Origin of the sequence: Macrococcus carouselicus, assembly GCF_004359515.1 — a bacterium.
Taxonomy (GTDB): domain Bacteria; phylum Bacillota; class Bacilli; order Staphylococcales; family Staphylococcaceae; genus Macrococcus; species Macrococcus carouselicus.
The window spans coordinates 1,121,309-1,144,727 of sequence record NZ_SCWD01000001.1 but is presented as its reverse complement, the minus strand read 5'-3'; the positions used below and the strand labels follow the sequence as shown (position 1 = coordinate 1,144,727).

Below are 23,419 nucleotides of genomic sequence, written 5' to 3'. Positions count from 1 at the left end.
GATCTATTTTAATGAATATATTACCCGTAATATAAATCCTAAGTAAATTATGTAAAAATTTAAAATATTTAAAGTTTAAAAGGCGTTTTATGTGTATAATGTAACTGTAATAAAATAGATTCAAGGAGGCAATCAAATGAAAAAATTTGCTGCTGTTGCGCTGACTTCTGCTCTTTTTGTTACACCACTTATCAGTGATAATGATGCTTCTGCCGCTACTCGTCAAACGTTTAAAGCGCCTGACTTATTAAACACTACTGTTGCCAAACAATTGAAAGCAAAATCGTTTACTTATAAAAGTGAACAAGGAAAAACGATTAAAATCGGAGATACGTTCAAGACAGTAAAATATCAATGGGGAAGACCATCATATTTTTCTACTTATAGTATATCGGGTAATTCAAGCTTTGAAGCAGGTTATGGCAAATACCCAACTGCTGCTGTATATGGTAGTACAGATCAATTTGTTTATAACTTTGAGCCAGCTAAAGTAGACGGCTATAGATTCTGGTACCTTCTCAAATATTCACCAACCGCCGTACAAAAGGTTTACGGTAAACCATCAACTAGCCAGCTAGTCAATAAAAATGAAATTAAGCATTACTATAACAATCTCTTTGAACTGACTTATCACAAAAACTCTCAAGGTAATTGGAGAGTCTTCGAAATGAACTATCACTTAACCAAGTAGCAATAAAAGAATAGCAGTTGATAACCTCCCTATAAGTTTCACTTTTTAAGTGTTTACTTTATAGGGAGGTTATCGCTGTACCGGGTTTTATTTAAATTCTTTTTGAGATGACATACATAACAATCAGTATGATTCCGCCTGTGATCATACTGACATACCAGGGGATGTCATAGACGAAAGGAGTATGGAGGAAGACCAGTGGCAAGATGAATAGTGTAAAGACAATGGCACTCAATAAATAGAGCTTAATAAACTGTAACACCCGCTTCTTCATAGAAGATTTGCCAGTTGCAGCCATTTCATCTTTCTTGAGATAGCGGATGACGTATTTGAGCATAATCAGGAATGAAGTGATCAATAAGATATAGCTGACAACAAACGCACCGACATCAACGGGTTTTGGTTCGATGAAAAATGAAGTAATTAAATTTGCTAGACCATTAACAACTAAGATAAAGCCCAAAGGCATGATAGTCAGTATGCTCAGCAGTGCAGTTGTATTACGTCTGCTTTCTGTCGGTAGTTCTGCTATTAAATCTTTTACAAATCCTTCTGTATCATGACCGAAGAATTCTTCAGCCGTGATTCCATTCTGCTGCGCTTCCAGCAGATGATCAAGCAGGTCGTTGAGCAGTTCCTCAGTAGCGTGATTACTTAGACGCCATTCTAACCGCAAGTACAGCAGCACTTTTTCATATTCTCTCTTGTTTTCCTCAGTTAGTAATTCTCTTTTTTCATTATTGAGTTCTATCAGTTCATTTGTTTTCATTGTAAGCCTCCTAATCCACTTTTTTTGAACACATATAGGCGATAATTGTAGCGATGACAGCAAGTATTAAATAAACATACCAGTCGAGATGTATTTTCGGACCCAACTTCATATTTTTATAAATCATCTGAGCACCGAAGATAGTGATGCCTCCTGCTAAGTAAATCGGCAGTTCTTTCAGGAATGTGAAACGACTGTTTTTGAATTCTTCTAGATGTGAAAGTTTCAGAAGGGTAAACAGACTTCCTAACATTCCAAACATGAAAGTGATAGATGCAATAATAACTGCCATAAGATAAAACTCATAATGTCCACTGCTCGTAAACGTCACGAATAATTCAACGATCATCATACAGATAGAAAGTAGAGTGAGTGAGTTGAGAATAGCACCACTAATGAGAGATAGTTTGAATTTATTCTTTTCTTTAGGTAACTCTTCGACAAGTTCATCAGCAAATGACGCTAAGTCATCACCAAAAAACTGTAGCGCTGTTGTACTGCTAGCCTGGCTTTCCAAGATATGATCAGCTAAGTCATTCAGCAGTTCTAACGATTGATGGTGAGATAAAGAGAAATCTGTCGTGATATAACGGCTGATCTGTGAGAAGCCACTCTGGAAATCAGGATTCATCTGCTGTTCTTTATAATGTAGTTCGTTTAATAGTCGTTCTGCTGTGTGCATAAAATCACCTCAATTAAATTTAATATGGTTCAATAGCTTAGTAATGGGACCTTGAATCTCATTCCATTCATCTGTCATTTCCTCCAGTGCCTGAATACCTGACTCAGTGATGAAATAATATTTACGTTTAGGTCCGATCTCGCTTTCACGCATTTCGCTGGTGATGAGTTCTTTTTTCTGCAGGCGTAGAAGTACAGGATAGATTGTACCTTCACTGATATTTCCGAGACCTGAATCCAGCAGCTTCTGTGACAGTTCGTAGCCATAAATTTCTTTTTCTTTAATGATTGAAAGGACACAGGCGTCCAGTAGTCCTTTAAGGAGCTGAGTTCTGATGCTCATCGCTTCACCTCTCTAGTTTGTAATACAAGATAGTAGTGGGTAAAAAAACTACTTTGTAATGCAAAGTAGTTAAATATAGTATAGAAATTATGGGAGTAGATGTCAATTAAATAATATTTTTTAAACTAAAATTTATTAGCTTATCGAATTATTATATTCTGTCTTACTGTTCCTTGGCCAGTGAAGTGACAGCACAAAAACTGATAGACTTGAGCGCTTCTGCCATTTATAGACGAGGGCAAGACTGAAGTTGTTCTTATAATACCGGGCACATTCATCCGCATAAGTGATCGGTGTTAATAGAAGCTGGAATTGCCATGACGGGATGGTCAGGCATCGCTGAACAGTAAATAAAGCCCGGTATAATGAACAAAATGACTGTGAGGACCAGCTTGCTGAGGTTATAGGATGACTCACGTGGGTATAACTTCCTATTCTCTTATTTAAGGACGTGTCATTATGAAAATCAATATTAAGAATGTCTCCATCAACTATAAGGAAGTCGGCAGTGATCAGCCGGTTTATTTCATCCATGGCAACGCACTTGAACTGAACAGTCATTATAAGCTCTACGATGATCTGTTCGATGATAGCGCTTATAGAAGAATCTACTTCGATCTGCCAGGCATGGGTGAATCAGAGGTCGATTATTCAGTTGCGACGACCAATGATATGCTGGACATTATTATGGCGTTCATCAATACGCTGACGCCGAAGCAGGATTTAATTCTTGTCGGTCACTCCTACGGTGCCTATATGTGTCTCGGACTGATGGACCGCTGGAAGAACCGGATCACGGATGCCTTTCTGACTTGTCCGGTTGTAGAGGGCCAGTTTGCGGAGCGGACACGCGAGAAGCTGTCGCCGCGCATGCTGGAAGCAGTGAAGGTGGATGCGGATGCTGATTATTATGATGAGTATACAGATACGACAGCTGTGATCAGTCATGAGACGTGGCAGCGTTACCGTGAACTGATTGTGCCGGGTGTTAAACTGGCGGACAGGCAGTTCATGAAGATGCTGCGCCGCGCTGAGAGTCTTTACTATCAGTTCCGCTGTGAAGAGGTGATCGATGTGGGGGATAAGACGCGTCTGCAGGTCGTCCTCAGCAAGGAGGATAATGTCGTCGGTTACAAGGACCAGCTCGCTTTCTTCGGCCCGCTGCCGAACGCCACAGTCACAGTCCTTGCCGGTGCCGGGCATAACCCGATGATTGAGGAATATGATTCCGTCCGGTCTCTTGCTGCACTTTTTATTGAACGTTTGTAAAAGGTCATTGCGGATTGCATTTTGATAAGCTATGATAGGGCTTTAAAAGTGAGAAGGAGTGGCCTGATTGAAAGAAACTAAATCGTTTTTCTTTAAAATATTAAACGGCATGGCGACAGGTATTGTTGTCGCACTGATACCGAATGCCATGCTCGGCGAGTTATTTAAGTATTTAGCACATGATCATGATGTTTTCAGTGTCTTGCTGCAGTTTCTATTGATTTTTCAGTTCTGCGCGTCAATCATGATCGGTACATTAGTCGGTCATCAGTTCAAGATGAACGGACCGCAGAGTGCCATTATCGGCGGAGCTGCATTTATTGGTTCTGGCGCTGTCAAGTTCACTGAGCAGGGTGCAGCACTGACCGGTATGGGTGACCTGATCAATATTCTGATCACTATCACTCTGTCTGTTCTGGTCATCCAGTTGATCGGAGGCCGTCTTGGCACACTTAATCTGGTCTTTCTGCCGATACTTGCGGGTATTATTCCTGGCATCATCGGTACATTGACACTGCCGTACGTCAGAATGATTACAGGTTCACTTGGTCAGTTGATCGACCACTTTACAACGCTGAACCCGCTCCTGATGTGTATTCTCATCTGTATCTTCTATTCGGTGATGATGGCTACACCTGTTTCAGTGGTGGCAATTGCGACAGTCATCGGGCTGTCGGGACTGGGCAGTGGGGCTGCTAATCTCGGTATTGTGGCTTGCTGTTACACGTTCATTATCGGTTCCTGGTTCGTCAATAATAAAGGGGTCAATACGACACTCGTTATCGGTGCTGCCAAGATGATGATGCCCGTCTATTTCAGAAATCCGGTCATTATGATTCCGCTTATTCTTAATGGGATTGTCGGTGGTCTGATGGCCTATTATATGGGTATTCAGGGGACACCGATGTCTGCCGGCTTCGGTTATACCGGTTTAGTTGGACCGCTTAATGCACTGCCGACGATGGAAGGCAACGCATTAATCAAGCTGCTGCTTGCGTACTTGATTGTGCCGCTTCCGATGGCTATTCTCTTCCACTATGTACTTAAGAAACTGATACCTCAGTATAAGAATGACATTTATAAGTTTACACCAGAGATTTAAAACCAGCTGCGGCTGGTTTTTTATTCTGGATATTAAATTATCTGAAAATTTAGTATTGTATATAAATTTTACAAAATGTATAATAAATCAATGACAAAGGGGAGGGGAAACAGGTTGCGAAGAAAAAAGCTATTCAGTTTGTTTATGCTTGTTGTACTATTGATGACACTTATTCCTGTTGCAGGTGTAAGTGCAAAGGAGGATCTGCTGGATACAGCGAAGAAAAGGGGAGAACTGCGGGTCGGTCTGTCAGCAGACTTTGCACCATTTGAATTCGAGCGAAATATTGACGGTAAAAATGAATATGCCGGTATTGATATCGCGCTCATCAACAAAATCGGAAAAGATAACGGCTTAAAAATAAGGATTGTCAATATGTCATTTGACAGTCTGCTCGGAGCGATGAAGACCGGAAAAATCGATATGATTGCATCCGGTATGACGCCGACACCTGAACGTGAGAAACAGGTGGATTTCTCGGACAACTATATGGATGTCGACCAGAAAGTGATCGTCAAGAAAAAAGACCAAGCTAAATACAAGTCATTTGCTGATTTCAAGGACAAGACCGTCGCGGTCCAGAAGCAGACAACGCAGGAAGAGCTTGCTAAGAAAGAAATTCCCGATGCATCACTGACTTCACTTACGCGTACACCGGACGTTGTAATGGCAGTTAAAACGGGTAAAGCTGAGGCATCGATCATCGATAGTATCGTGGGTGATGCTTACCTGTCACAGAATAAGGATCTGGCTTATGCTGACCTTGAATTCGGAGATAGTAAGAAAGAGACAGCGGTCGCTATTCCTAAAGGCAATCCTAAGTTACTTGCAGCCATCAATCAGTCTATCAAGGACGCTCAGGATAAAGGATTAATTGAAGAGTATCAGAAACAGGCGAATGAAGACATGTTCAATGATGGGACGTTTTTAAGTAAATACGGTTCTTATTTTCTGAGAGGAATCGGTGCAACTATACTGATTTCTATTCTTGGTGTGGTATTCGGTTCACTCTTCGGCGGTATCTTCGCCTTTATGAAGCTCAGCACGAATAAGCTCCTTAAAGCTATCGCCTGGGTGTATATCGAATTTATTCGTGGCACCCCGCTTCTGGTTCAAGTATTCCTGGTCTATTTCGGTACGACGGCAGTGCTCGGACTCGACCTCTCTGCCTTTATGTGCGGCGCGATTGCGCTTATCCTGAACTGTGGTGCCTATATCGCTGAAATTATCCGTGCAGGGATCAAGGCAGTGGATAAAGGGCAGATGGAAGCAGCCCGTTCGCTCGGTCTCAGTCATGCACAGGCGATGAATAAAGTCATTATGCCGCAAGCGATCAAGAACATCCTGCCGGCACTCGGCAATGAATTTATCACCGTCATCAAGGAATCTTCCATCGTGTCAGTCATCGGCGTCAGTGAACTGATGTTCAATGCGCAGGTTGTACAAGGCGCATCGTTTGATCCATTTACACCCCTCGTTATTGCTGCAATTGTCTACTTCGTGCTGACATTTGTTTTATCACGAGTGATGAACTTAGTCGAAAGGAGAATGAGCGTCAGTGATTAATGTGAATGATCTTCATAAAAATTTTGGACAGGTGGAAGTGCTGAAAGGAATTAATCTGGAAGTAAAAGAAGGGGAAGTGGTCGCAATCATCGGACCTTCCGGCAGCGGGAAGTCAACGCTGCTCCGCTGCCTTAATCTGCTTGAGACGCCGACTAGCGGCGAGATTGTTTTCGAGGGCAATGTGCTGAATGACAAGAAAACAAATATCAACCTGCACCGGCAGAAGATGGGGATGGTGTTTCAGAGCTTCAACTTATTTCCGCATAAGACGGTACTCGACAATCTGACGATGACCCCGTTGCTGCTGAAAAAAGGCAATAAGACGGACCTTGAAGCGGTCGGTCTCGAGCTGCTGGATAAAGTGGGTCTGAAAGACAAAGCGGACCGCTATCCGTCTCAGTTGTCAGGGGGTCAGAAGCAGCGAGTCGCTATCGCACGTGCTCTCGCGATGAATCCTGACGTCATGCTGTTTGATGAACCGACGTCAGCGCTCGACCCTGAGGTGGTCGGGGATGTTCTGCAGGTCATGAAGAACCTTGCACGGGAAGGGATGACAATGGTCGTCGTGACCCATGAGATGGGTTTTGCAAGAGAAGTGGCCGACCGTGTGATCTTCATGGATAAAGGGATTGTCCAGGAAGAAGGTCCACCTGCCCAGATTTTCGGCAGTCCTCAGAATGAACGGACACAGAGCTTCCTGTCCAAAGTATTATAAATTCAGGCACAACGCTCCGGCGTTGTGTTTTTTTATGGTAAAATAGTTGCATTGATTTGGAGGTGGCAAGATGTCTCAGGCACTGAAAGAAGAAATCATTGCATACAGTAAGACGATAGGGATAGACGCCATCGGATTTACGACAGCGGAGCCGTTCGAAGAGCTGAGACCGAAGCTTGAAGCTTATTATGCAAAGGGTTATGCATCTGGCTTTGAGGAGTCAGATATCGAGCTGAGAATCGATCCAAGGAAGTCAATGAACGCTGCTGAAACAATTATCGCTATAGCGGTGGGTTATCCTAATAAACTGCCTGATGCACCGAAGAGTTTACGGGGGGAGAGACGCGGCATGTTCGCCCGGTCGTCGTGGGGAATGGATTACCATTCACTGCTCAGAAAACGGCTGCAGCGACTTGAAGCGTTCATCAGATCTCGTGTTCCAGAAGCGGAGTGCCTGTCCATGGTGGATACAGGCGTTCTAAGCGACCGGGCTGTCGCTGAACGCGCGGGGCTTGGTTATGCAGCGAAGAATGGCTTTATCCTGAACAAGGAACTTGGCACATGGACGTATCTCGGTGAACTGCTCACCTCCATCAAGCTGCCGCCGGATGCGCCTGTTCTGGATAGCTGCCTTGACTGTACCATCTGTATCGACCGCTGTCCGACTGGTGCTTTAGTAGGTAATGGTCAGCTCAATTCACAGAAGTGTATCAGTTTTCTGACGCAGACAAAAGGCTTTTTGCCGGACGAATACAGAACGAAGATCGGTAACAGGCTGTACGGCTGTGATACGTGTCAGCAGGTCTGTCCGAAGAACCGCGGCATCAATACGACTCATGACGACATCATACTGGAGCCTCTTAAGTTGAAGCCGTTACTCGAGCCGCTCCTGACGATGAGCAATAAGATGTTCAAGAACGAATACGGTCACCTGGCCGGCAGCTGGCGGGGCAAAAAGCCGATTCAGCGTAATGCAATTATCGCTTTAGCACATTTTAAGGAAGAAACGGCTGTGCCGACGCTGAAAGAAGTGGCTGTGAAGGACGAGCGGCCCGTCATCAAAGGCACAGCTTACTGGGCAATCGGTCACATTGCCGGTGAAGCCGAGCGCCCATTTTTAGAGGAAAGATATCATTTAGAAGAAGAAACAGAAGTGAAGAGTGAAATATTAAAAGGATTAGAGGAGATTACACATGTCAATTAACGTCGTACTTTATCAGCCGGAAATTCCGGCTAACACAGGAAATATCGCCAGAACCTGCGCGGCAACAGATACTACCTTACATCTGATCCGTCCGCTCGGCTTTTCAACGGATGACAAGATGCTGCGCCGTGCGGGACTTGATTACTGGAAATTTGTCAATATCATCTATCATGATAGTATTGAAGAGTTTTTTGAGAAGACAGCGGGCGGCAACTACTACTTGCTGACAAAGTTCGGCAAGAAACCGCATACGACATTCGATTATTCAGATCCATCAGCTGAACACTACTTTATTTTCGGTCGTGAGACAACAGGTCTCCCTGACTGGGTAAAAGAGAAGTATATGGATACAGCGCTCAGAATTCCGATGAACGACAATGTCCGTTCACTGAATCTGTCCAACACAGCAGCTATCTTGGTGTATGAAGCCCTGAGACAGCAGAATTATCCAAATCTGAAATAAGAGGTGTATAAAATGAATGACATCATCAGACAATTAATGAATCATCGGTCCATTCGCAAGTTTACAGATGAGAAACTGACAGCTGATGAAGTGAAGGTGCTTATTGAGGCGGCACAGATGGCTGCAACGTCGAGTTATCTGCAGGCTTATTCGATTATCGGCGTGACAGATGGTGAGAAGAAGAAGGCACTGAGAGAAATCAGCGGGCAGGCCTATGTAGAGGAGAACGGTCATCTGTTTGTCTTTGTAGCGGACTTCTATCGTCATCAGCTGATGAGTGAGAGGCTCGGTGAGAAGATAGATGATTATCTCGGAGCGACTGAAAGCTTTCTGGTCGGGACAGTGGATGCGAGTCTCGCTGCGCAGAACATGGCAGTGGCAGCTGAAAGCATGGGCTTTGGGATCTGCTATATCGGCAGCCTGCGGAATGATATGCAGCAGGTGATTGAGATTCTGGAACTGCCGGAACATGTCTATCCGTTATACGGCATGGTAGTCGGCCACCCGGCAGATAAGGGGAGTCAGAAGGAAAGACTGCCCTTTGAACATATTTATCATGAGAATGGTTATGACAGCAGTGATTATCAAGAAGAGATTGCAGCTTATGATGCCGCTATCATGGCCTACTACCGTGAGCGTACGGACGGGAAACGAGCGGATAAATGGAGCGAGCAGGTCATCGGCATGCTGAGCCAGAAGACACGGCTAGATGTAGACGATGTCGTTAAGAAACAGGGCTTCCTGAAGCAATAAAAAATGATTGGCTGATCGCCAATCATTTTTTATTTTAATTTATTAAGTTCTTCGTCACGGATACCGTAAGCTGATTCACGTCCCGCTGTCAACATCGCTACGATGAAAGATAAGCCGACCATACAGAGCAATAAAGTGTTCATAAATGAATGCCCTCCTCAATAGTAATTACTCTCATTATATACCATAACAATTAAGAGTGAAACCTTATGTTTCAATGATATACTATTAAGGGTATAAGTAAATTATTAAAATAGTGGGTTCAGGAGGAAAACATCATGGCAATGAATTTTAAGATTTTTGAAACTGAAGGTATCGCCGCGCAATATGCAGCGGATATCGTAAGAAAGCAATTTAACAACAACCCTACATCAATCGTTGTATTTGCACTGAACGACGAACAGGGGCATTTCTACCGTGAACTGCATGAGGAAATGATGGCGCATCCGGTCGATGCAAGTCAGCTCCACGTCTTTGATTATGATAACGCGGGTGCAGAATTCCTTGACATGGGCATCGTCAAACAGCAGCTGCATAGCGTCAAGAAAACTGTTGATATCAAAAGTGAAGTCGATGATAAAGCTAAAACAAAGGAAAACAAAGGTAAACTGACGATGTTTGTCGGAACAATCAATGCGGACGGTTCAGTCGGTTACCGTGAAGTCAATTCAGATTCAGATAAAGGCCTCTTGACGGCACGCGAGATCATTCTGCTTGTGACCGGCGCGGATAAAGCAGACGTCATTGCGCGTCTGTATGGTACGAATGAAACAAACACCAATTTTGAAGCGGCTAACCTGAAATCACATCGTATGACAACAGTGATTCTTGACTGGCAGGCAGCTCAAGGCCTGCCCGCTGATGTCCGTGACTATTATTACACAGTGTTCTCTTAAGAAGTTAAAACGCATCAGCTCGTTTGAGAGCTGGTGCTTTTTTACGGCTTATGTGAAGAAGAATGGGTCAACCCGCGTCAGTCAATATTGAATCTTAAACCCTAAATGGACACGCGGCCTATCCTGCCTGTGATATAAGGATCAAATTCTTGGCGGTTTTCTTGTATCTGGCCGCTTAACAGCTGGTGAAGGAGGGTACGTGAGGAGTAGAGGAACAGGAGAGGTCCCTTGAAGTAATGGATTATTCCAGTCTATACCACGAGCGCTGACCTCACCCATTTGAAGGAGGAACAAAAACATGACTGAACACTACTCAGATCCTGACAACGAAATGGTTGAAGATTTTGATGATGTCGTAGAACTTGGCAAGGAGATGGAACAGATTTCAGAACAGAATGCTGAGGAACATCATTACGGCGGACAACAAGATGAACGTGAAGACAGCTGATGTGCAGCTGTCTTTTTATAATGAATGTAAGCCCTTTTTAATGTAGAATAGAAGTATCATACGTATAAGGGGAGAAAACAATGTCTGTAAGAATTGAACATGATACATTTGGTGAAATTGAAGTACCTGCTGATAAATACTGGGGTGCTCAGACTCAGCGCAGCAAACAGAACTTTCCGGTGGGTAAGGAACAGATGCCGCTTGAAGTCATCTATGGTTTCGCGCATCTGAAACGTGCGGCAGCAGTCGTCAATAATGGACTCGGTAAATTATCTGATGCGAAAGCAGATGCCATTATCAAAGCATGCGATGACGTCCTGGCCGGAAAACTCGACGATCATTTTCCGCTTGTTGTCTGGCAGACGGGTAGCGGTACGCAGAGTAATATGAATGTCAATGAAGTTGTAGCGTTTGCTGCGAATCAGTACTTAAAAGAAGCGGGTTCAGACGAAACGGTGCATCCGAATGATGATGTCAATCAATCACAGAGTTCAAACGATACCTATCCGACAGCGATGCATGTCGCGTTATACAACGAAATCGAAGTGCTGTTGTTACCGGCGCTTGATAAGCTCCGCAATACGCTGAAAGAAAAGGAAGAGAAGTTCGCTGATATCATCAAAATCGGCCGTACACATCTTCAGGATGCAACGCCGCTGACATTGGGTCAGGAAATCTCCGGCTGGCGCTACATGCTCGATAAATGCGAGGAGCTCCTCAATACCTCTAAAAAGGAGCTGCTGAATCTGGCGATCGGCGGAACTGCAGTGGGTACAGGAATCAACGCTCATCCTGAATTCGGTGACCGTGTTGCCGCTCAGATCAAGAAGCAGACGGGCTTCAACTTCGTGTCATCCAAAAACAAGTTCCATGCACTGACTGCGCATGATGAAGTGACATTCGTCCACGGTGCACTGAAAGCGCTCGCCGCTGATCTGATGAAGATCGCGAACGATGTCCGCTGGCTTGCTTCAGGTCCGCGCGCTGGACTCGGTGAACTCTCTATCCCTGAAAACGAGCCGGGTTCATCCATCATGCCAGGTAAAGTCAACCCGACACAGAGTGAGATGCTGACGATGGTGGCGGTTCAGGTGATGGGTAACGATACGGTGATCGGCATCGCAGCGAGCCAGGGTAACTTTGAGCTGAACGTCTTCAAACCGGTGATCATGTACAATACACTGCAGTCTATCTATCTCCTTGCTGACGGGATGAACGCATTCAATGATAACTGTGCAGTGGGTATCGAACCGATTGAAGAGAATATCAGCGACTATTTAAGTCAGTCACTGATGCTGGTGACAGCCCTGAACCCGCATATCGGTTACGAAAAAGCGGCCTATATCGCGAAGACTGCCCATAAAGAAGGTCTGACACTCAAAGAATCTGCACTGAAAAGTGGCTATCTGACGGAAGAACAGTTCAACGAATGGATTAAACCGGAGGATATGATTCATCCGAAATAAAACGCATTAAGGAAGAGGTTTGTTATGAAAAGAATAGGATTAGTGGATATCGGCTCAAACACGATACGTCTTGTGATATTCGAGTACTCTGAAAGGGCAGGGCTGATCGAGCTTCAGAATATCAAAACGCCTGCTCGTCTTTATCAGTATCTTGATGCGGATAAAGTGATGGCAGAAGAAGGAATCGAGGTGCTGTGTGAGACATTGGACAGCTTCCAGAAAGTGGCGGACAAATTCGAAGTCAGTGCACTTTATCCGGTTGCGACAGCTGCCGTGCGTCAGTCTCAGAATATTACGGACATCATCGACAAGGTAGAGTCACGTACCGGTATTACCATGCGTATCATCTCAGAAAAAGAGGAGGCCTATTTCGGCTTCTACGCCGTTGTCAACACGCTTGACTATGAAGATGGGGTCACGGTCGATATCGGCGGGGGCAGCACAGAAGTCACCTACTATGAAGATAAGGAGCTGAAGTTCTCTCACAGTTTCCCGTTCGGCGTCGTCACTCTTCAGAAACTATTCTTCAATGATAAAGCCCATAACAATCCTGATGCCATAGAAGCGGCTCGTGCATTTGTCAGAGAGAAGCTTCAGACACTGAAATGGCTGGGCATGCGCAGGGTACCGATTATTGCAATCGGCGGGTCAGCCCGTAACTTTGCCCGCATCCATCAGAATTTAAGTGAATATCCGATCGCTGGTGTTCATGGCTACTCGATGACGAAAGCCGATCTTGAATATGTCTTCAGAACGCTGATTAATTCTTCGATGGATCAGCTTGAGGACCTGGATGGTCTGAGTAAAGACCGTCAGGATATCATCGTGCCGTCGGGTATTGTCTTCACAGCCTTATACGAAGAAGTGATGGCAACTGAATTCATCTTCTCACGTAAAGGACTTCGTGAAGGTATCACGATGTCCATTCTTGAGGAGGACTACAAACATCCCTTTGATAAGAATGAAGTATTCAACGAGAGTCTGCGCAATCTGGCTCATAATTATAATATCCACCACGAGGATGCGATGCAGCGCCAGAAACTGGCAGACCTGCTCTACTTTGAACTGGAGAAGCTCGGACTGATCGAAGGTAACAAGCATCAGAAGAAACTGATGCTGCAGGCGGCTTATCTCTTTTATTTAGGCAGCTATATCGACTCAGATGCATCAAGTCAGCATACGTATTATATTATCTCCAACTCCAGCCTGAACGGTGTCGGCCACCGCGAACGTGTGAAACTGGCGCTTCTTGCCAGCTATAAGAGCAAATCACTGCTCAAGTTCTTCATGGATGAGACAAAGTGGTTTTCCGATAAGGAAAGAGCAGAGATTCAGATGCTCGGCAGTATACTGAAATTTGCGCATGCGCTGAATGTCAGCAACACGCAGGTTGTCAATTCTTTATATTTTGACCAGCAGAAGGATCATTATGATTTAGTCATTAATTACACAGGCGACCCGATTGCTGAGGAGTACCAGGCCGATCGTCAGAAGAAGCACCTGGAAAAGATAACGAAGTCAAAAATTCACATCATCTTTAGAGAAAATTTACATTAGTTCGTTATAACTGAATAGGTAGAGTAATTATGACTTAGTTGAGGTGACTATAATGGAGACGAACAATTTAATAGATTTGAATAATAAAGCATACTATAACAACCGTGAAGTCAGCTGGGTCGCTTTCAATTATCGTGTAATAGAAGAATCAATGGACCTGAAGAATCCATTACTTGAACGTCTCAAATTTCTCGCGATTGCGTCATCTAACTTGGATGAATTCTTTATGGTCCGTGTCGCAGGTCTTAAAGACCAGGTGAAACTGAATTTCAACGAACGTGAGAACAAGACACAGATGACACCGACTGAGCAGCTGATTGAAATCGATAAGAACAACCGTGAAAACGTCCGTATTCAGTATGAACAGTATCATAAACTCCTGAAGGAGCTGGAGAGCTTCCAGGTCTTCTTTAAGACTCCTGAAGAGCTGTCTCCTGAGAATTATGAGGTCATCAGACGCAAGTTCGAGTTCGAGATCCTGCCGACATTAACACCGCTCGGCATCGATGCTTACCGGCCGTTTCCGAAACTGTCGAATAAATCACTGAATATTTTTGTCGATGTCAAGGATGCATCAGGGGCTAAGAAATCTGCCATCGTTCAGATTCCGGCACTGCTTAACCGTCTGATTGAAATCAGGGATGAACAGCGTCTGGTGTATGTGCTTCTTGAAGATGTCATCGCCCATTTCATCGACCGTTTATTCAGCGGCTTTGAAATTCTGCGTACATTCACATTCAGAATTACACGCAATGCCGATCTGACGATTCATGAGGAGGGTGCTGAGGACCTGCTCATCGAAATCGAGAAGTTCCTGAAGAAGAGAAAGAGCGGCGCAGCTGTCCGTCTCGAAATCGATACCGGTCATGATTCGTCAATCAACGGCTCATTTCTGACAAAGGAACTGGATATTGAAGAGCGGGATATCTATAAGCTTGATGGTCCGCTTGATTTGACGATGTTATTCCAGCTTGCCGGTAAAGTCGGAAAGAAATATCCGCAGCTGGCATACAAGACATTCACTGCAGCACCACCCATGGGTCTGAACAAACAGGATATCTACGCGGCAGCAAAAGAGCGTGACGTGTTCTTCCATCATCCGTATGAATCATTCCAGCCGATCGTTGACTTCATCAAGGAAGCCTCTGAAGACCCTGATACACTGGCTATCAAGCAGACGTTGTACCGCGTATCAAGCGATTCACCGATCATTGAAGCGCTGAAAAATGCGGCGGAATCCGGCAAGCAGGTTACGGTGCTTGTTGAGCTGAAGGCGCGTTTCGATGAAGAGAACAACGTTCACTGGGCGAAAATGCTGGAAGAAGCGGGCTGTCATGTGATTTACGGCATGACTCACCTGAAAACACACAGCAAGATTACACTCGTCATTAAACGTGAAGATGATGAGCTCGTTCCTTATGTGCATTTAGGGACAGGTAACTACAATGATAAGACAGCGAAGATTTATACAGATATGGGCATCATCACGACCAACAAAGATATCGGACATGATGCGATGAATTTCTTCAACTACTTAAGCGGTTATTCAGAGAAACCTGAATATAAACGGCTGCACGTGGCACCTTTTGAAATCCGTGATGAGTTCCTGGATCATATCGACCAGGAGATCGCCTCTCATCAGGCCAATGGTAATGGACTGATTATCGCGAAGATGAACTCATTGACAGATAAAGCAGTGATCAAGAAACTATTTGAAGCAAGTCAGGCCGGCGTCAAAGTCAATCTGATTATCCGAGGTATCTGCTGTCTGAAGCCAGGTATTCCAGGCGTCAGCGAGAATATTCGTGTCATCAGTATCGTCGGACGTTTTCTCGAACATTCACGCATCTATTACTTTTATCATAACGGTAAAGAAAGAATGTACTTATCTTCAGCAGATATGATGACGCGTAATATGATCAAGCGTGTGGAGATTCTCTTCCCGGTGCTTGATCCGGCTATAGTGGCCCGGCTGAAAGATATCATTGCACTGCAGCTGAACGATAATCTGAAAGCGCGTGAACAGGATAGCAGAGGCGTCTATCATTACGTGAAGAATGGGCAGGAACCGACGAATTCACAGGAGAAATTAGTACAGGAAGCAGAACAGTACAAACGCAGCCTCGTGAAAAAAGAAGTGGAGCCGCCTAGACCGATGATGTCTAAACGGTCCCGATTATTCGACCGTGTAAGAGCCCGCATCAGAAGAAACTAACAAAAAGGCCGTCCCTGAATTTTTCAGGGACGGCCTTTTTCAGTTAGATGAAAGTCGCTGTCTGATCGACAGATAAACGCGTCGTCGCACGAGGTTCCTGCGCTGCTTTGCCGACCGGGATAAGCATGATCGGTAAGTAGCGGTCCTCAATATTGAATGTCTCAATCAGTTTTGTACGGTTGAATCCGCCGATCGGACATGTCGCAAGGCCAGCAAGCGTTGCTGCGTTCATGAACTGCATCGCTGCGAGAGAGGCGTTCAGTACACCAGCCTCAAAGGCATATTCCGGTCTGGAATGGGCGCCGTGGACCTGCCCTGCGAGCCGCTCTTTCAGTTCATGGGTCATACGCCCTGCTGCGATGTCAGGATCAAACACTGCATCGATGTTCTTCTCAGCTTCTTTATCTGCAAGTACGATCAATGTGGCACTGGCGTCAACAATCTGTTTCTGATTGAAGGCAAGCGGCAATAATCTTTCTTTCGCTGCATCGCTGTGGACTACGATATATTTCCAGTGCTGCAGATTCCATGCTGAAGGCGCACGGTTTGCCTGCTCAAGTAAAGCTGACAGTTCGTCCTGTGTTAATTTAAAAGCGGCGTCGTATTCTTTCACAGATTTTCTATCGGTGAATATATTGAATTCTGACATGTTCATCCTCCTTATACGTAGATAAGGATAAGGGAATGTCACACATATTGCAATTTTACTGTTTGAGTTCCGCTTCCACGAGCTTATTCGTAATAGGGTGGGTAAAGGTGAGCTTATAACCTGTCAACTGCAGCTGACGCAGTCTGGAGTCGCTGTAGAGCGGGTCCCCGAGCACCGGGTAGCCGATAGCAGCCAGATGCACACGGATCTGGTGTGTACGTCCTGTATCAAGCTTAAGTTCAACTTCAGTGACACCGTCACCCAGCACCTTGGAGCTGATGATATGCGTCACAGCATGCTGCCCGCTGTCAGACACACGGCGTTTATTCGGATGAAACTTATCCTTGCCGATGGGCAGTTCAATCGTCTGATTCTTGATGGGCAGCAGACTGCGGACTTTCGCCTTATAAGTACGGGTGATGTCACGTTCTTCAAGCATGCGGTCCAGAATCTTTTTGACAAGTGGGTTCTTGGCGACGAGAACAAGACCGACTGTCTCCTGGTCCAGTCGGTGGACCGGCTCGACGTAATCTGATTTCAGTGTGTAGATGGCGTGATTGAGGAGTGTATTAGTCTCCATCATGTCGTTAGGATGGGTCTTGACGCCCTTCGGTTTGACGAGGATGGCCAGGAACTCATCTTCGTAGACGACTTCACATAGCCGGTATGAGGACTTGTACTGACTTTTCTCTTCTGAAAGGGGCAATGTCAGGATATCATCTGTGTGCAGCACGGTGCTGAAGACTGCGGGTCCGTCGTTCACAGTCAGTTCTTTCGACATACGGAGTTCATGTATCATTTTCTTCGGCAGTACCCAGTGCTTCAGGAGCTGTTCGATGGTCATACCGTCAAATGCTTCGTTAATTGTAATATTCATTGTAGCCTCCATTTAATGTTTAGCGACTCTCTCAGTCGTGTATAATATTTATTATAGATGAAATAGAGGAGTATGAACATGACTGAAGAATTAAACTTAGAGAATTTCAATAAATCCATTGAATCAAGAGTGATGACTTTCGATGATATCGATGATGTGATCAAATTGCAGGAAGTCTGTTTTCCAGGTATGGAGCCCTGGAAAAGAGAACAGCTGGAATCGCACCTGCACCTGTTCCCTCGTGGACAGGTTGTGATTGAATACGAAGGGACATTGATCGGTTCTTCGTCCAGTCTGATCATTAACTTTGACGAATATGATGACCGCCATACGTGGGATGATATCACTGACAAGGGCTATATCACGAACCACAACGAGAACGGTCATAACTTATATGGTATTGAGGTCATGGTTCATCCTGATTTCCGCGGTATGCGTGTCGGTCAGCGTCTGTATGAGGCACGTCGTGAGATTGCTTACGAACTGAATTTGAAGAGTATTATCATCGGTGGCCGTATCCCGAACTATCATCTGTATAAAGATGATCTGTCACCACGTGAGTACGTGAATGACGTGATGAAGCGCAAGATCAAGGACCCTGTTCTGACATTTCAGTTCATGAACGGGTTCACGCTGATGCGTATTAATCCGGGCTACCTGCCGGATGACGTGAAAAGCAACAAATATGCCACTCTGATGGAATGGAACAATCCGGATTTCGTCGCGAAATCAAATCTGCATTTCAAGACGAGCTACCCGGTTCGTATCTGTACCGTCAATTATATGATGCGTAAGATTGATTCCTTCGAAGAATTCGCGAACCAGATTGAATACTTCGTGGATGTTGCTTATGATGCCGGCAGTGACTTTGTCGTCTTCCCGGAACTGCTGACCACTCAGCTGATGAGCTTCGATGAAAGACGTAACCCGGCGGAATCTATCCGTCACCTGACGTCTTATACCGAGCAGTATATCGAGATGTTCAACAGCTTTGCGATGCGCTATAACATCAACATCATCGGCGGTTCTCATTTCGTTGAAGAAGACGATGAGATTTATAACATCTCGTATCTTTTCCGTCGTGACGGCTCCATTGAGAAGCAGTATAAGATTCACGTGACGCCGAATGAACGTCGCTGGTGGGGGATTTCACCCGGAAACAAAGTGGAGGTCTTCGATACTGACTGCGGTAAGATCGCGATACAGATCTGTTATGACAGTGAATTTCCTGAGATGGCGCGTATTGCGACTGAAAAAGGGGCGAAGATCATCTTCACCCCATTCTCCACTGAAGACCGTCAGAGCTATCTGCGCGTGAAATACTGTTCGATGGCACGTGCGATTGAGAATCAGATCTATACAGTGACAAGCGGGACCTGTGGTAACCTGCCGCAGACGGAGAATATGGACATCCAGTATTCAGCGTCAGGCATCTACACACCAAGTGACTTCGGCTTTGCGCGTGATGGCATCATGGGCGAGACAGGTGAGAATCTGGAGATGGTCATGATCGGTGATGTGGATCTGGAAGTGCTACGTCGTGGCCGTGAGGATGGAACAGTGCGTCAGTTGCGAGACCGTCGTCATGACCTCTACAACATTCAATATAAGAGATAAGGTGAAAGCGTGAAGTCGAAGACCGCACTGCTCAAAGAAATTGCAGAATTCCTGAACGAGGAGACTGAAAGACAGTCAATGATGTCCGGCGCTCTGAAACGGCTGGTTGAAGGCAGTGAGTTTTCAACCGGCTGGATTTTCTTTATCGATTCAGAGGGAAATCATCAGCTGGTCTCTGACTACAAATTACCTAAAGCACTGGAGAGGAACGACTGTCAGTATATGACGGAAGGTCCTTGCTGGTGTGTCTCGAGATATCATCAGGGGAAGCTGACGAAAGCTTCGAACATCATCACCTGCTCACGCATTGTCAAGGCGAACCGTAAGTTTCCTGAGGAAACAGAAGGCATCACGCATCATGCGACAGTACCGCTGCAGTCAGGACAGGAGAAATTCGGCCTGCTCAATGTTGCAACGCCGAATAAGGAGACTTATAGTGCTGAGGAGCTGGAGCTGCTGGAATCAGTCGCATTCCAGATCGGCAGTGCCATCAAACGGATCGCGCTCACGGAGAAGGAACGGGAGATCGCGCTCACCAATGAGCGGAACAGGCTGGCCCGTGACCTGCATGATTCGGTCAATCAGATGCTGTTCTCACTTAAACTGACCGCCCACGCTGCAGGTGCACAGACCGAAGATGACCGCTCCAGGCTTGCGTTCTCCCTTATTGAGAAGACGAGCCAGAATGCCGTCAACGAAATGCGGGCGCTGATCTGGCAGCTGAAACCGATCGGCCTTGAAGAAGGTCTCAGTCAGGCGATCAGACAGTATGCCCAGGTGCTCAGTCTGGCGCTCACTGTTCATGTGGAAGGGCTTATTCAGTTTGACAATGAAGAGGAGATCACCATCTTCCGTATTATTCAGGAAGCGCTGAATAACATCAAAAAGCATGCGGAGACAGCTGAAGCGGTCATCATCATCAGTGCAGAACGTATAATCATTGAAGATAACGGCAAAGGTTTCATCGTCACTTCAGCGAGTCAGCTGCCGACGCACGGGCTCGGCAATATGCAGCAGCGTGCTGAGTCAATCGGTGGTACACTGGAGATAACGAGCAGCACCCAAGGGACAAAGATCACGCTGCAGCTGAAAGGGTGAACGCATGACTTCTTTAATACTGGTGGATGATCATCATATTGTCAGACAGGGCCTGAAATTTCTGATTGCCTCTATGACTGATTACAAAGTGAAAGCGGACTTCAGTGACGGCACAGAGCTGCTGGATTACTTAACGACGAACGAGCCACCTGACTGTATACTCATGGACCTCGTGATGCCGAAGATGGACGGTATCGAGACCACGAAATACATCAAGCAGCACTACCCGGCTATCAAAGTGCTGATTCTGTCCAGTTATGTTGATGAGGAGCATGTCATCGGCGTGATGGAAGCAGGAGCGGACGGCTATGAGGTGAAGGATGCTGAACCAAGCCAGCTGATTGAGACCATTCATCAGGTCGCCCGTGGTGAACGTCATTTCCATCCTTCGGTGATGATTGCAGCTGAAAGCGCTGAATCACTGCCTCATCTGAAGAACAAGCTGTCAAAACGTGAGCTTGAAGTACTGGAGGAGATGACGAAGGGTCAGACGAACAGGGAGATCGCTGATATACTCTTTGTCTCTGAGAAGACCGTGAAGACGCATGTCAGTCATATCTTCGCTAAACTGGAAGTAACAGACCGGACACAGGCCGCCATCTATGCGATGACGTATAATCTGGTGAACAAATAAAAGAAGCTGTCGTATCAACGTGATGGATACGACAGCTTCTTTTTATTGTTTTTCATCAGCTTTCTTCTTGTCGTCAGGCTCAATATGGACGATGGTCTCTATGGAGCCGAATTCTGCTTTCATACGGCCTTCAATCTCTTCAGCGATATCATGGCTTTCCTTGACGGTGAGCGAGGAATCGACAGTAACAGTCACATCAGCGAAAGTGATGACACCATGGTTACGCCCCTTTAAGTCGACGACATGAACGACACCCGGAATCGCCGCGACGTGACGTTTCATCGTATAGAGGGTCTCAACGTCAAAGCCGTCTGTCAGCGTGATAGCCGTGTCACGGAAGATATCGATAGAGGTCTTCATGATGATCAGACCGACGACAATCGCCGCGATAGTATCCAATGTATGAAAGCCGGACATAACACCGATAATACCGGCTAAAGTCCCGAAGCTGACGAGTGCGTCCGATAAGTTATCGTAGGCCGCTGCTTTCAGTGCACTTGAACCGACTTTCTTGGCGAGCTTGCTGTTATAGAAATAGACACCGAGCATCACCAGTGCAGAGATAAGCGCAACAATGGCTGCTTCAGATGTCGGAGAAGAGTATTCCCCTTTGATGAAGTGAGTGACGCCCTGAATGATAACCTGGACGGAGACGGCGAACATGATGAACGAAGCGATCAAGGACGAAATGAATTCTGAGCGGTAGTGGCCATAATTATGATTGGAGTCTGCTGGTTTCATCGAGATAGACAGCCCGATCAGCAGCGCGAATGAAGAGATGACATCCGTCGCGTTGTTCAGACCATCAGCGACCAGGGCATGTGATTCATTCATCCAGCCGAACGCAACTTTCGCGACGGTCAGCAGGAGATACATCAGTATGCTGACGCGAGCCCCTTTTTTCGCCTGTTCAAGTTTATCTTTAATATGCATAAGATCCCGCCTTTTAAATGGTTTACCTGTTTATTATGACTTAAAAGACAGCTGAACTCTACTAACTGAAATGGTATATTTCAAAAATACAATTGTATATTAAGAGGAAAAATGTATAATTAATAACTGAGGTGAAATTAAATGAAAATTAAAAATAATATGACTACTCGCATTATTATAGCGCTGATCCTGGGTATCACGATAGGTTCTATCATGAATCTCTTTACAGGTGAAGCATGGGTGACAGGCATCAATCAGTATGTATTCAATGTCCTCGGACAGATCTTTCTTAATCTTATCTTTATGCTGGTTGTACCGGTTGTATTCGTCTCCATTGTCCTGGGAGTCGTCGGAGTCGGAGATCCGAAGCTTCTCGGCAGCATCGGCATCAAGACCGTTCTGTTCTTCCTGACTACTACGGCACTGGCAATCATGCTCGCCATGGCCTTGGCACTTGTCTTCAAACCAGGGGAAGGTAAGACCAATTTACTGGCAAGTGATGACGTCAAAAAGTATGAACAGCAGCAGAAACAGAAGGCGGAGGAAGCAGAAGCCCAGGGCATGGCAGCTGAGCAGACCTTCGATCAGACGCTCATCAATCTCTTCCCGAAGAACCCGGTGCAGGCAATGGCTGACACTAACATGCTTCAGATCATCACATTCTCTCTATTCATAGGGATCGGTATGATTGCACTCGGTGACAAAGTAGCAGGGATACGGAACTTATTTGAGCAGGCGAACGAAATACTGATGTATATCGTCATGATGATCATGAAATATTTCGCACCGCTCGGTACGTTCGGCTTAGTCGCGACAGCGTTCACTAATGCCGGCTTCGGTGCCATACAGCAGCTCTTCATGTATTTCTTCGTCGTCCTGCTGGCGCTCCTGCTCCATATGGTTGTAGTCTACGGCGGCGCTATCAGACTGCTGGCACGTAAGAGCCCGCTATGGTTCTTCCGAGGATTCGCACCCGCGATGACAGTCGGTTTCAGCTCTTCAAGCAGTAATGCGACCTTACCGATCTCACTGGAATGTGCGCAGGACAATCTCGGTGTCCGTAAAGAGATTTCTTCATTTGTCCAGCCGCTCGGTGCAACAATCAATATGGACGGCACGGCTATCATGCAGGGCGTGGCGACCATCTTCATCGCCCAGATATCGGGGGTGGACCTGTCGATCGGACAGCTGGTCACAGTGGTGGCTGTCGCAGTCATCGCTTCAATCGGTACTGCAGGCGTACCGGGTGTCGGACTCGTCATGCTCGCGATGGTGCTGACGGCCGTCGGTCTGAATCCAGCTGCAATCGGTATCATTCTCGGCATCGATCGTCTGCTTGATATGTCCCGTACAGCTGTCAATATCTCTGGGGATGCAGCATGTGCAGTGATTATATCGGAAGCAGAAAAGCGCAAATTATCAGTTAATTAACAGAGAATAGACACATCTCTTTAAAAGAGAAAAATCTCAGGA

The 23,419-nt window shown here is 45.8% G+C and carries 23 protein-coding genes; 17 read left to right on the top strand and 6 right to left on the bottom strand.

Features of this window, described 5'->3' with window-relative positions; translation table 11 throughout:
* The first annotated feature begins 136 nt into the window (after nt 1-136).
* Nucleotides 137-691, top strand: a complete 555-nt coding sequence (locus ERX40_RS05815; RefSeq protein WP_133417539.1) for a hypothetical protein — start codon at nt 137-139, stop codon at nt 689-691.
* A gap of 91 nt (nt 692-782) precedes the next feature.
* On the opposite strand, the gene ERX40_RS05810 is transcribed toward ERX40_RS05815, so the two are convergent.
* From ERX40_RS05810 to ERX40_RS05800, 3 genes are read right to left on the bottom strand one after another with little or no spacing between them, the layout of a single operon-like run.
* Entirely contained in the window at nt 783-1,460 is a 678-nt protein-coding gene (locus tag ERX40_RS05810) for a DUF1129 family protein (RefSeq protein WP_133417538.1), read from the bottom strand.
* A gap of 10 nt (nt 1,461-1,470) precedes the next feature.
* Complete coding sequence (locus ERX40_RS05805) at nt 1,471-2,142, bottom strand: DUF1129 family protein (protein WP_133417537.1); 672 nt, start codon at nt 2,140-2,142, stop codon at nt 1,471-1,473.
* Between the two features lie 9 nt (nt 2,143-2,151).
* A complete protein-coding gene (locus tag ERX40_RS05800; RefSeq protein ID WP_133417536.1) occupies nt 2,152-2,484 on the bottom strand; it encodes a PadR family transcriptional regulator in 333 nt (110 codons plus the stop codon).
* Nucleotides 2,485-2,943: 459 nt separating this feature from the next.
* On the opposite strand from ERX40_RS05800, the gene ERX40_RS05795 reads away from it, so the two are divergent.
* The 12 genes from ERX40_RS05795 to ERX40_RS05745 all read left to right on the top strand — a co-directional run bounded on the left by ERX40_RS05795 (nt 2,944) and on the right by ERX40_RS05745 (nt 16,138).
* Nucleotides 2,944-3,753, top strand: a complete 810-nt coding sequence (locus ERX40_RS05795; protein WP_133417535.1) for an alpha/beta fold hydrolase — start codon at nt 2,944-2,946, stop codon at nt 3,751-3,753.
* Nucleotides 3,754-3,820: 67 nt separating this feature from the next.
* On the top strand, nt 3,821-4,855 hold the full coding sequence (locus ERX40_RS05790) for a PTS sugar transporter subunit IIC (RefSeq protein ID WP_279488168.1): 1,035 nt from the start codon (nt 3,821-3,823) through the stop codon (nt 4,853-4,855).
* A 90-nt stretch (nt 4,856-4,945) separates the two neighbouring features.
* Nucleotides 4,946-6,421: an ABC transporter substrate-binding protein/permease gene (locus ERX40_RS05785; RefSeq protein ID WP_133417609.1), complete on the top strand. Its 1,476-nt coding sequence runs from the start codon at nt 4,946-4,948 to the stop codon at nt 6,419-6,421.
* Nucleotides 6,414-7,136: an amino acid ABC transporter ATP-binding protein gene (locus ERX40_RS05780; RefSeq protein ID WP_133417534.1), complete on the top strand. Its 723-nt coding sequence runs from the start codon at nt 6,414-6,416 to the stop codon at nt 7,134-7,136. The genes ERX40_RS05785 and ERX40_RS05780 overlap by 8 nt, the downstream gene beginning before the upstream one ends.
* Before the next feature lie 70 nt (nt 7,137-7,206).
* A complete protein-coding gene (queG, locus tag ERX40_RS05775) occupies nt 7,207-8,340 on the top strand; it encodes a tRNA epoxyqueuosine(34) reductase QueG (protein ID WP_133417533.1) in 1,134 nt (377 codons plus the stop codon).
* Entirely contained in the window at nt 8,330-8,803 is a 474-nt protein-coding gene (gene trmL / locus ERX40_RS05770) for a tRNA (uridine(34)/cytosine(34)/5-carboxymethylaminomethyluridine(34)-2'-O)-methyltransferase TrmL (RefSeq protein WP_133417532.1), read from the top strand. The genes queG and trmL overlap by 11 nt, the downstream gene beginning before the upstream one ends.
* Nucleotides 8,804-8,815: 12 nt before the next feature.
* Nucleotides 8,816-9,556: an oxygen-insensitive NADPH nitroreductase gene (gene nfsA / locus ERX40_RS05765; RefSeq protein ID WP_133417531.1), complete on the top strand. Its 741-nt coding sequence runs from the start codon at nt 8,816-8,818 to the stop codon at nt 9,554-9,556.
* 278 nt (nt 9,557-9,834) lie between these two features.
* Nucleotides 9,835-10,452, top strand: coding sequence for a 6-phosphogluconolactonase (locus ERX40_RS05760; protein ID WP_133417530.1), 618 nt, complete (start codon nt 9,835-9,837; stop codon nt 10,450-10,452).
* A gap of 298 nt (nt 10,453-10,750) precedes the next feature.
* Nucleotides 10,751-10,900 carry an SAS053 family DNA gyrase inhibitor gene (locus ERX40_RS11235; protein ID WP_165980675.1) on the top strand — a complete coding sequence of 50 codons (150 nt, stop codon included), beginning with the start codon at nt 10,751-10,753 and terminating at the stop codon, nt 10,898-10,900.
* An 80-nt stretch (nt 10,901-10,980) separates the two neighbouring features.
* Entirely contained in the window at nt 10,981-12,366 is a 1,386-nt protein-coding gene (gene fumC, locus ERX40_RS05755; RefSeq protein WP_133417529.1) for a class II fumarate hydratase, read from the top strand.
* A 24-nt stretch (nt 12,367-12,390) separates the two neighbouring features.
* On the top strand, nt 12,391-13,923 hold the full coding sequence (locus ERX40_RS05750; RefSeq protein ID WP_133417528.1) for a Ppx/GppA family phosphatase: 1,533 nt from the start codon (nt 12,391-12,393) through the stop codon (nt 13,921-13,923).
* Nucleotides 13,924-13,975: 52 nt separating this feature from the next.
* Nucleotides 13,976-16,138 (top strand): RNA degradosome polyphosphate kinase, encoded by a 2,163-nt coding sequence (locus ERX40_RS05745; protein ID WP_133417527.1) that lies wholly within the window; start codon nt 13,976-13,978, stop codon nt 16,136-16,138.
* A gap of 43 nt (nt 16,139-16,181) precedes the next feature.
* On the opposite strand, the gene ERX40_RS05740 is transcribed toward ERX40_RS05745, so the two are convergent.
* Both ERX40_RS05740 and ERX40_RS05735 read right to left on the bottom strand, forming a co-directional pair.
* Entirely contained in the window at nt 16,182-16,787 is a 606-nt protein-coding gene (locus ERX40_RS05740; RefSeq protein ID WP_243712922.1) for a nitroreductase family protein, read from the bottom strand.
* Between the two features lie 55 nt (nt 16,788-16,842).
* Nucleotides 16,843-17,664, bottom strand: a complete 822-nt coding sequence (locus tag ERX40_RS05735) for an RluA family pseudouridine synthase (RefSeq protein ID WP_133417525.1) — start codon at nt 17,662-17,664, stop codon at nt 16,843-16,845.
* Between the two features lie 78 nt (nt 17,665-17,742).
* On the opposite strand from ERX40_RS05735, the gene ERX40_RS05730 reads away from it, so the two are divergent.
* From ERX40_RS05730 to ERX40_RS05720, 3 genes are read left to right on the top strand one after another with little or no spacing between them, the layout of a single operon-like run.
* Nucleotides 17,743-19,281 (top strand): bifunctional GNAT family N-acetyltransferase/carbon-nitrogen hydrolase family protein, encoded by a 1,539-nt coding sequence (locus tag ERX40_RS05730; RefSeq protein WP_133417524.1) that lies wholly within the window; start codon nt 17,743-17,745, stop codon nt 19,279-19,281.
* 9 nt (nt 19,282-19,290) lie between these two features.
* Entirely contained in the window at nt 19,291-20,379 is a 1,089-nt protein-coding gene (locus ERX40_RS05725) for a GAF domain-containing sensor histidine kinase (protein WP_243712920.1), read from the top strand.
* A 4-nt stretch (nt 20,380-20,383) separates the two neighbouring features.
* The gene (locus tag ERX40_RS05720) at nt 20,384-21,013 is read left to right on the top strand and encodes a response regulator transcription factor (protein WP_133417523.1); all 630 of its coding nucleotides are present in this window, start codon (nt 20,384-20,386) and stop codon (nt 21,011-21,013) included.
* Between the two features lie 42 nt (nt 21,014-21,055).
* Here the strand turns inward: ERX40_RS05720 and ERX40_RS05715 are convergent, their stop codons facing one another.
* Nucleotides 21,056-21,946, bottom strand: coding sequence for a cation diffusion facilitator family transporter (locus tag ERX40_RS05715; protein ID WP_133417522.1), 891 nt, complete (start codon nt 21,944-21,946; stop codon nt 21,056-21,058).
* A 141-nt stretch (nt 21,947-22,087) separates the two neighbouring features.
* Here ERX40_RS05715 and ERX40_RS05710 point away from each other — a divergent pair, with 141 nt between their 5' ends.
* Complete coding sequence (locus tag ERX40_RS05710; RefSeq protein WP_133417521.1) at nt 22,088-23,377, top strand: dicarboxylate/amino acid:cation symporter; 1,290 nt, start codon at nt 22,088-22,090, stop codon at nt 23,375-23,377.
* Nucleotides 23,378-23,419: the final 42 nt, after the last annotated feature.

Excerpts from the sequence above, each read along its gene's own strand:
- ERX40_RS05815 (WP_133417539.1), top strand. The coding sequence starts at position 137 with ATGAAAAAATTTGCTGCTGTTGCGCTGACTTCTGCTCTTTTTGTTACA.
- ERX40_RS05810 (WP_133417538.1), bottom strand. The coding sequence starts at position 1,460 with ATGAAAACAAATGAACTGATAGAACTCAATAATGAAAAAAGAGAATTA.
- ERX40_RS05805 (WP_133417537.1), bottom strand. The coding sequence starts at position 2,142 with ATGCACACAGCAGAACGACTATTAAACGAACTACATTATAAAGAACAG.
- ERX40_RS05800 (WP_133417536.1), bottom strand. The coding sequence starts at position 2,484 with ATGAGCATCAGAACTCAGCTCCTTAAAGGACTACTGGACGCCTGTGTC.
- ERX40_RS05795 (WP_133417535.1), top strand. The coding sequence starts at position 2,944 with ATGAAAATCAATATTAAGAATGTCTCCATCAACTATAAGGAAGTCGGC.
- ERX40_RS05785 (WP_133417609.1), top strand. The coding sequence starts at position 4,946 with ATGACAAAGGGGAGGGGAAACAGGTTGCGAAGAAAAAAGCTATTCAGT.
- queG (WP_133417533.1), top strand. The coding sequence starts at position 7,207 with ATGTCTCAGGCACTGAAAGAAGAAATCATTGCATACAGTAAGACGATA.
- trmL (WP_133417532.1), top strand. The coding sequence starts at position 8,330 with ATGTCAATTAACGTCGTACTTTATCAGCCGGAAATTCCGGCTAACACA.
- nfsA (WP_133417531.1), top strand. The coding sequence starts at position 8,816 with ATGAATGACATCATCAGACAATTAATGAATCATCGGTCCATTCGCAAG.
- ERX40_RS05760 (WP_133417530.1), top strand. The coding sequence starts at position 9,835 with ATGGCAATGAATTTTAAGATTTTTGAAACTGAAGGTATCGCCGCGCAA.
- ERX40_RS11235 (WP_165980675.1), top strand. The coding sequence starts at position 10,751 with ATGACTGAACACTACTCAGATCCTGACAACGAAATGGTTGAAGATTTT.
- fumC (WP_133417529.1), top strand. The coding sequence starts at position 10,981 with ATGTCTGTAAGAATTGAACATGATACATTTGGTGAAATTGAAGTACCT.
- ERX40_RS05750 (WP_133417528.1), top strand. The coding sequence starts at position 12,391 with ATGAAAAGAATAGGATTAGTGGATATCGGCTCAAACACGATACGTCTT.
- ERX40_RS05745 (WP_133417527.1), top strand. The coding sequence starts at position 13,976 with ATGGAGACGAACAATTTAATAGATTTGAATAATAAAGCATACTATAAC.
- ERX40_RS05740 (WP_243712922.1), bottom strand. The coding sequence starts at position 16,787 with ATGTCAGAATTCAATATATTCACCGATAGAAAATCTGTGAAAGAATAC.
- ERX40_RS05735 (WP_133417525.1), bottom strand. The coding sequence starts at position 17,664 with ATGAATATTACAATTAACGAAGCATTTGACGGTATGACCATCGAACAG.
- ERX40_RS05730 (WP_133417524.1), top strand. The coding sequence starts at position 17,743 with ATGACTGAAGAATTAAACTTAGAGAATTTCAATAAATCCATTGAATCA.
- ERX40_RS05720 (WP_133417523.1), top strand. The coding sequence starts at position 20,384 with ATGACTTCTTTAATACTGGTGGATGATCATCATATTGTCAGACAGGGC.
- ERX40_RS05715 (WP_133417522.1), bottom strand. The coding sequence starts at position 21,946 with ATGCATATTAAAGATAAACTTGAACAGGCGAAAAAAGGGGCTCGCGTC.
- ERX40_RS05710 (WP_133417521.1), top strand. The coding sequence starts at position 22,088 with ATGAAAATTAAAAATAATATGACTACTCGCATTATTATAGCGCTGATC.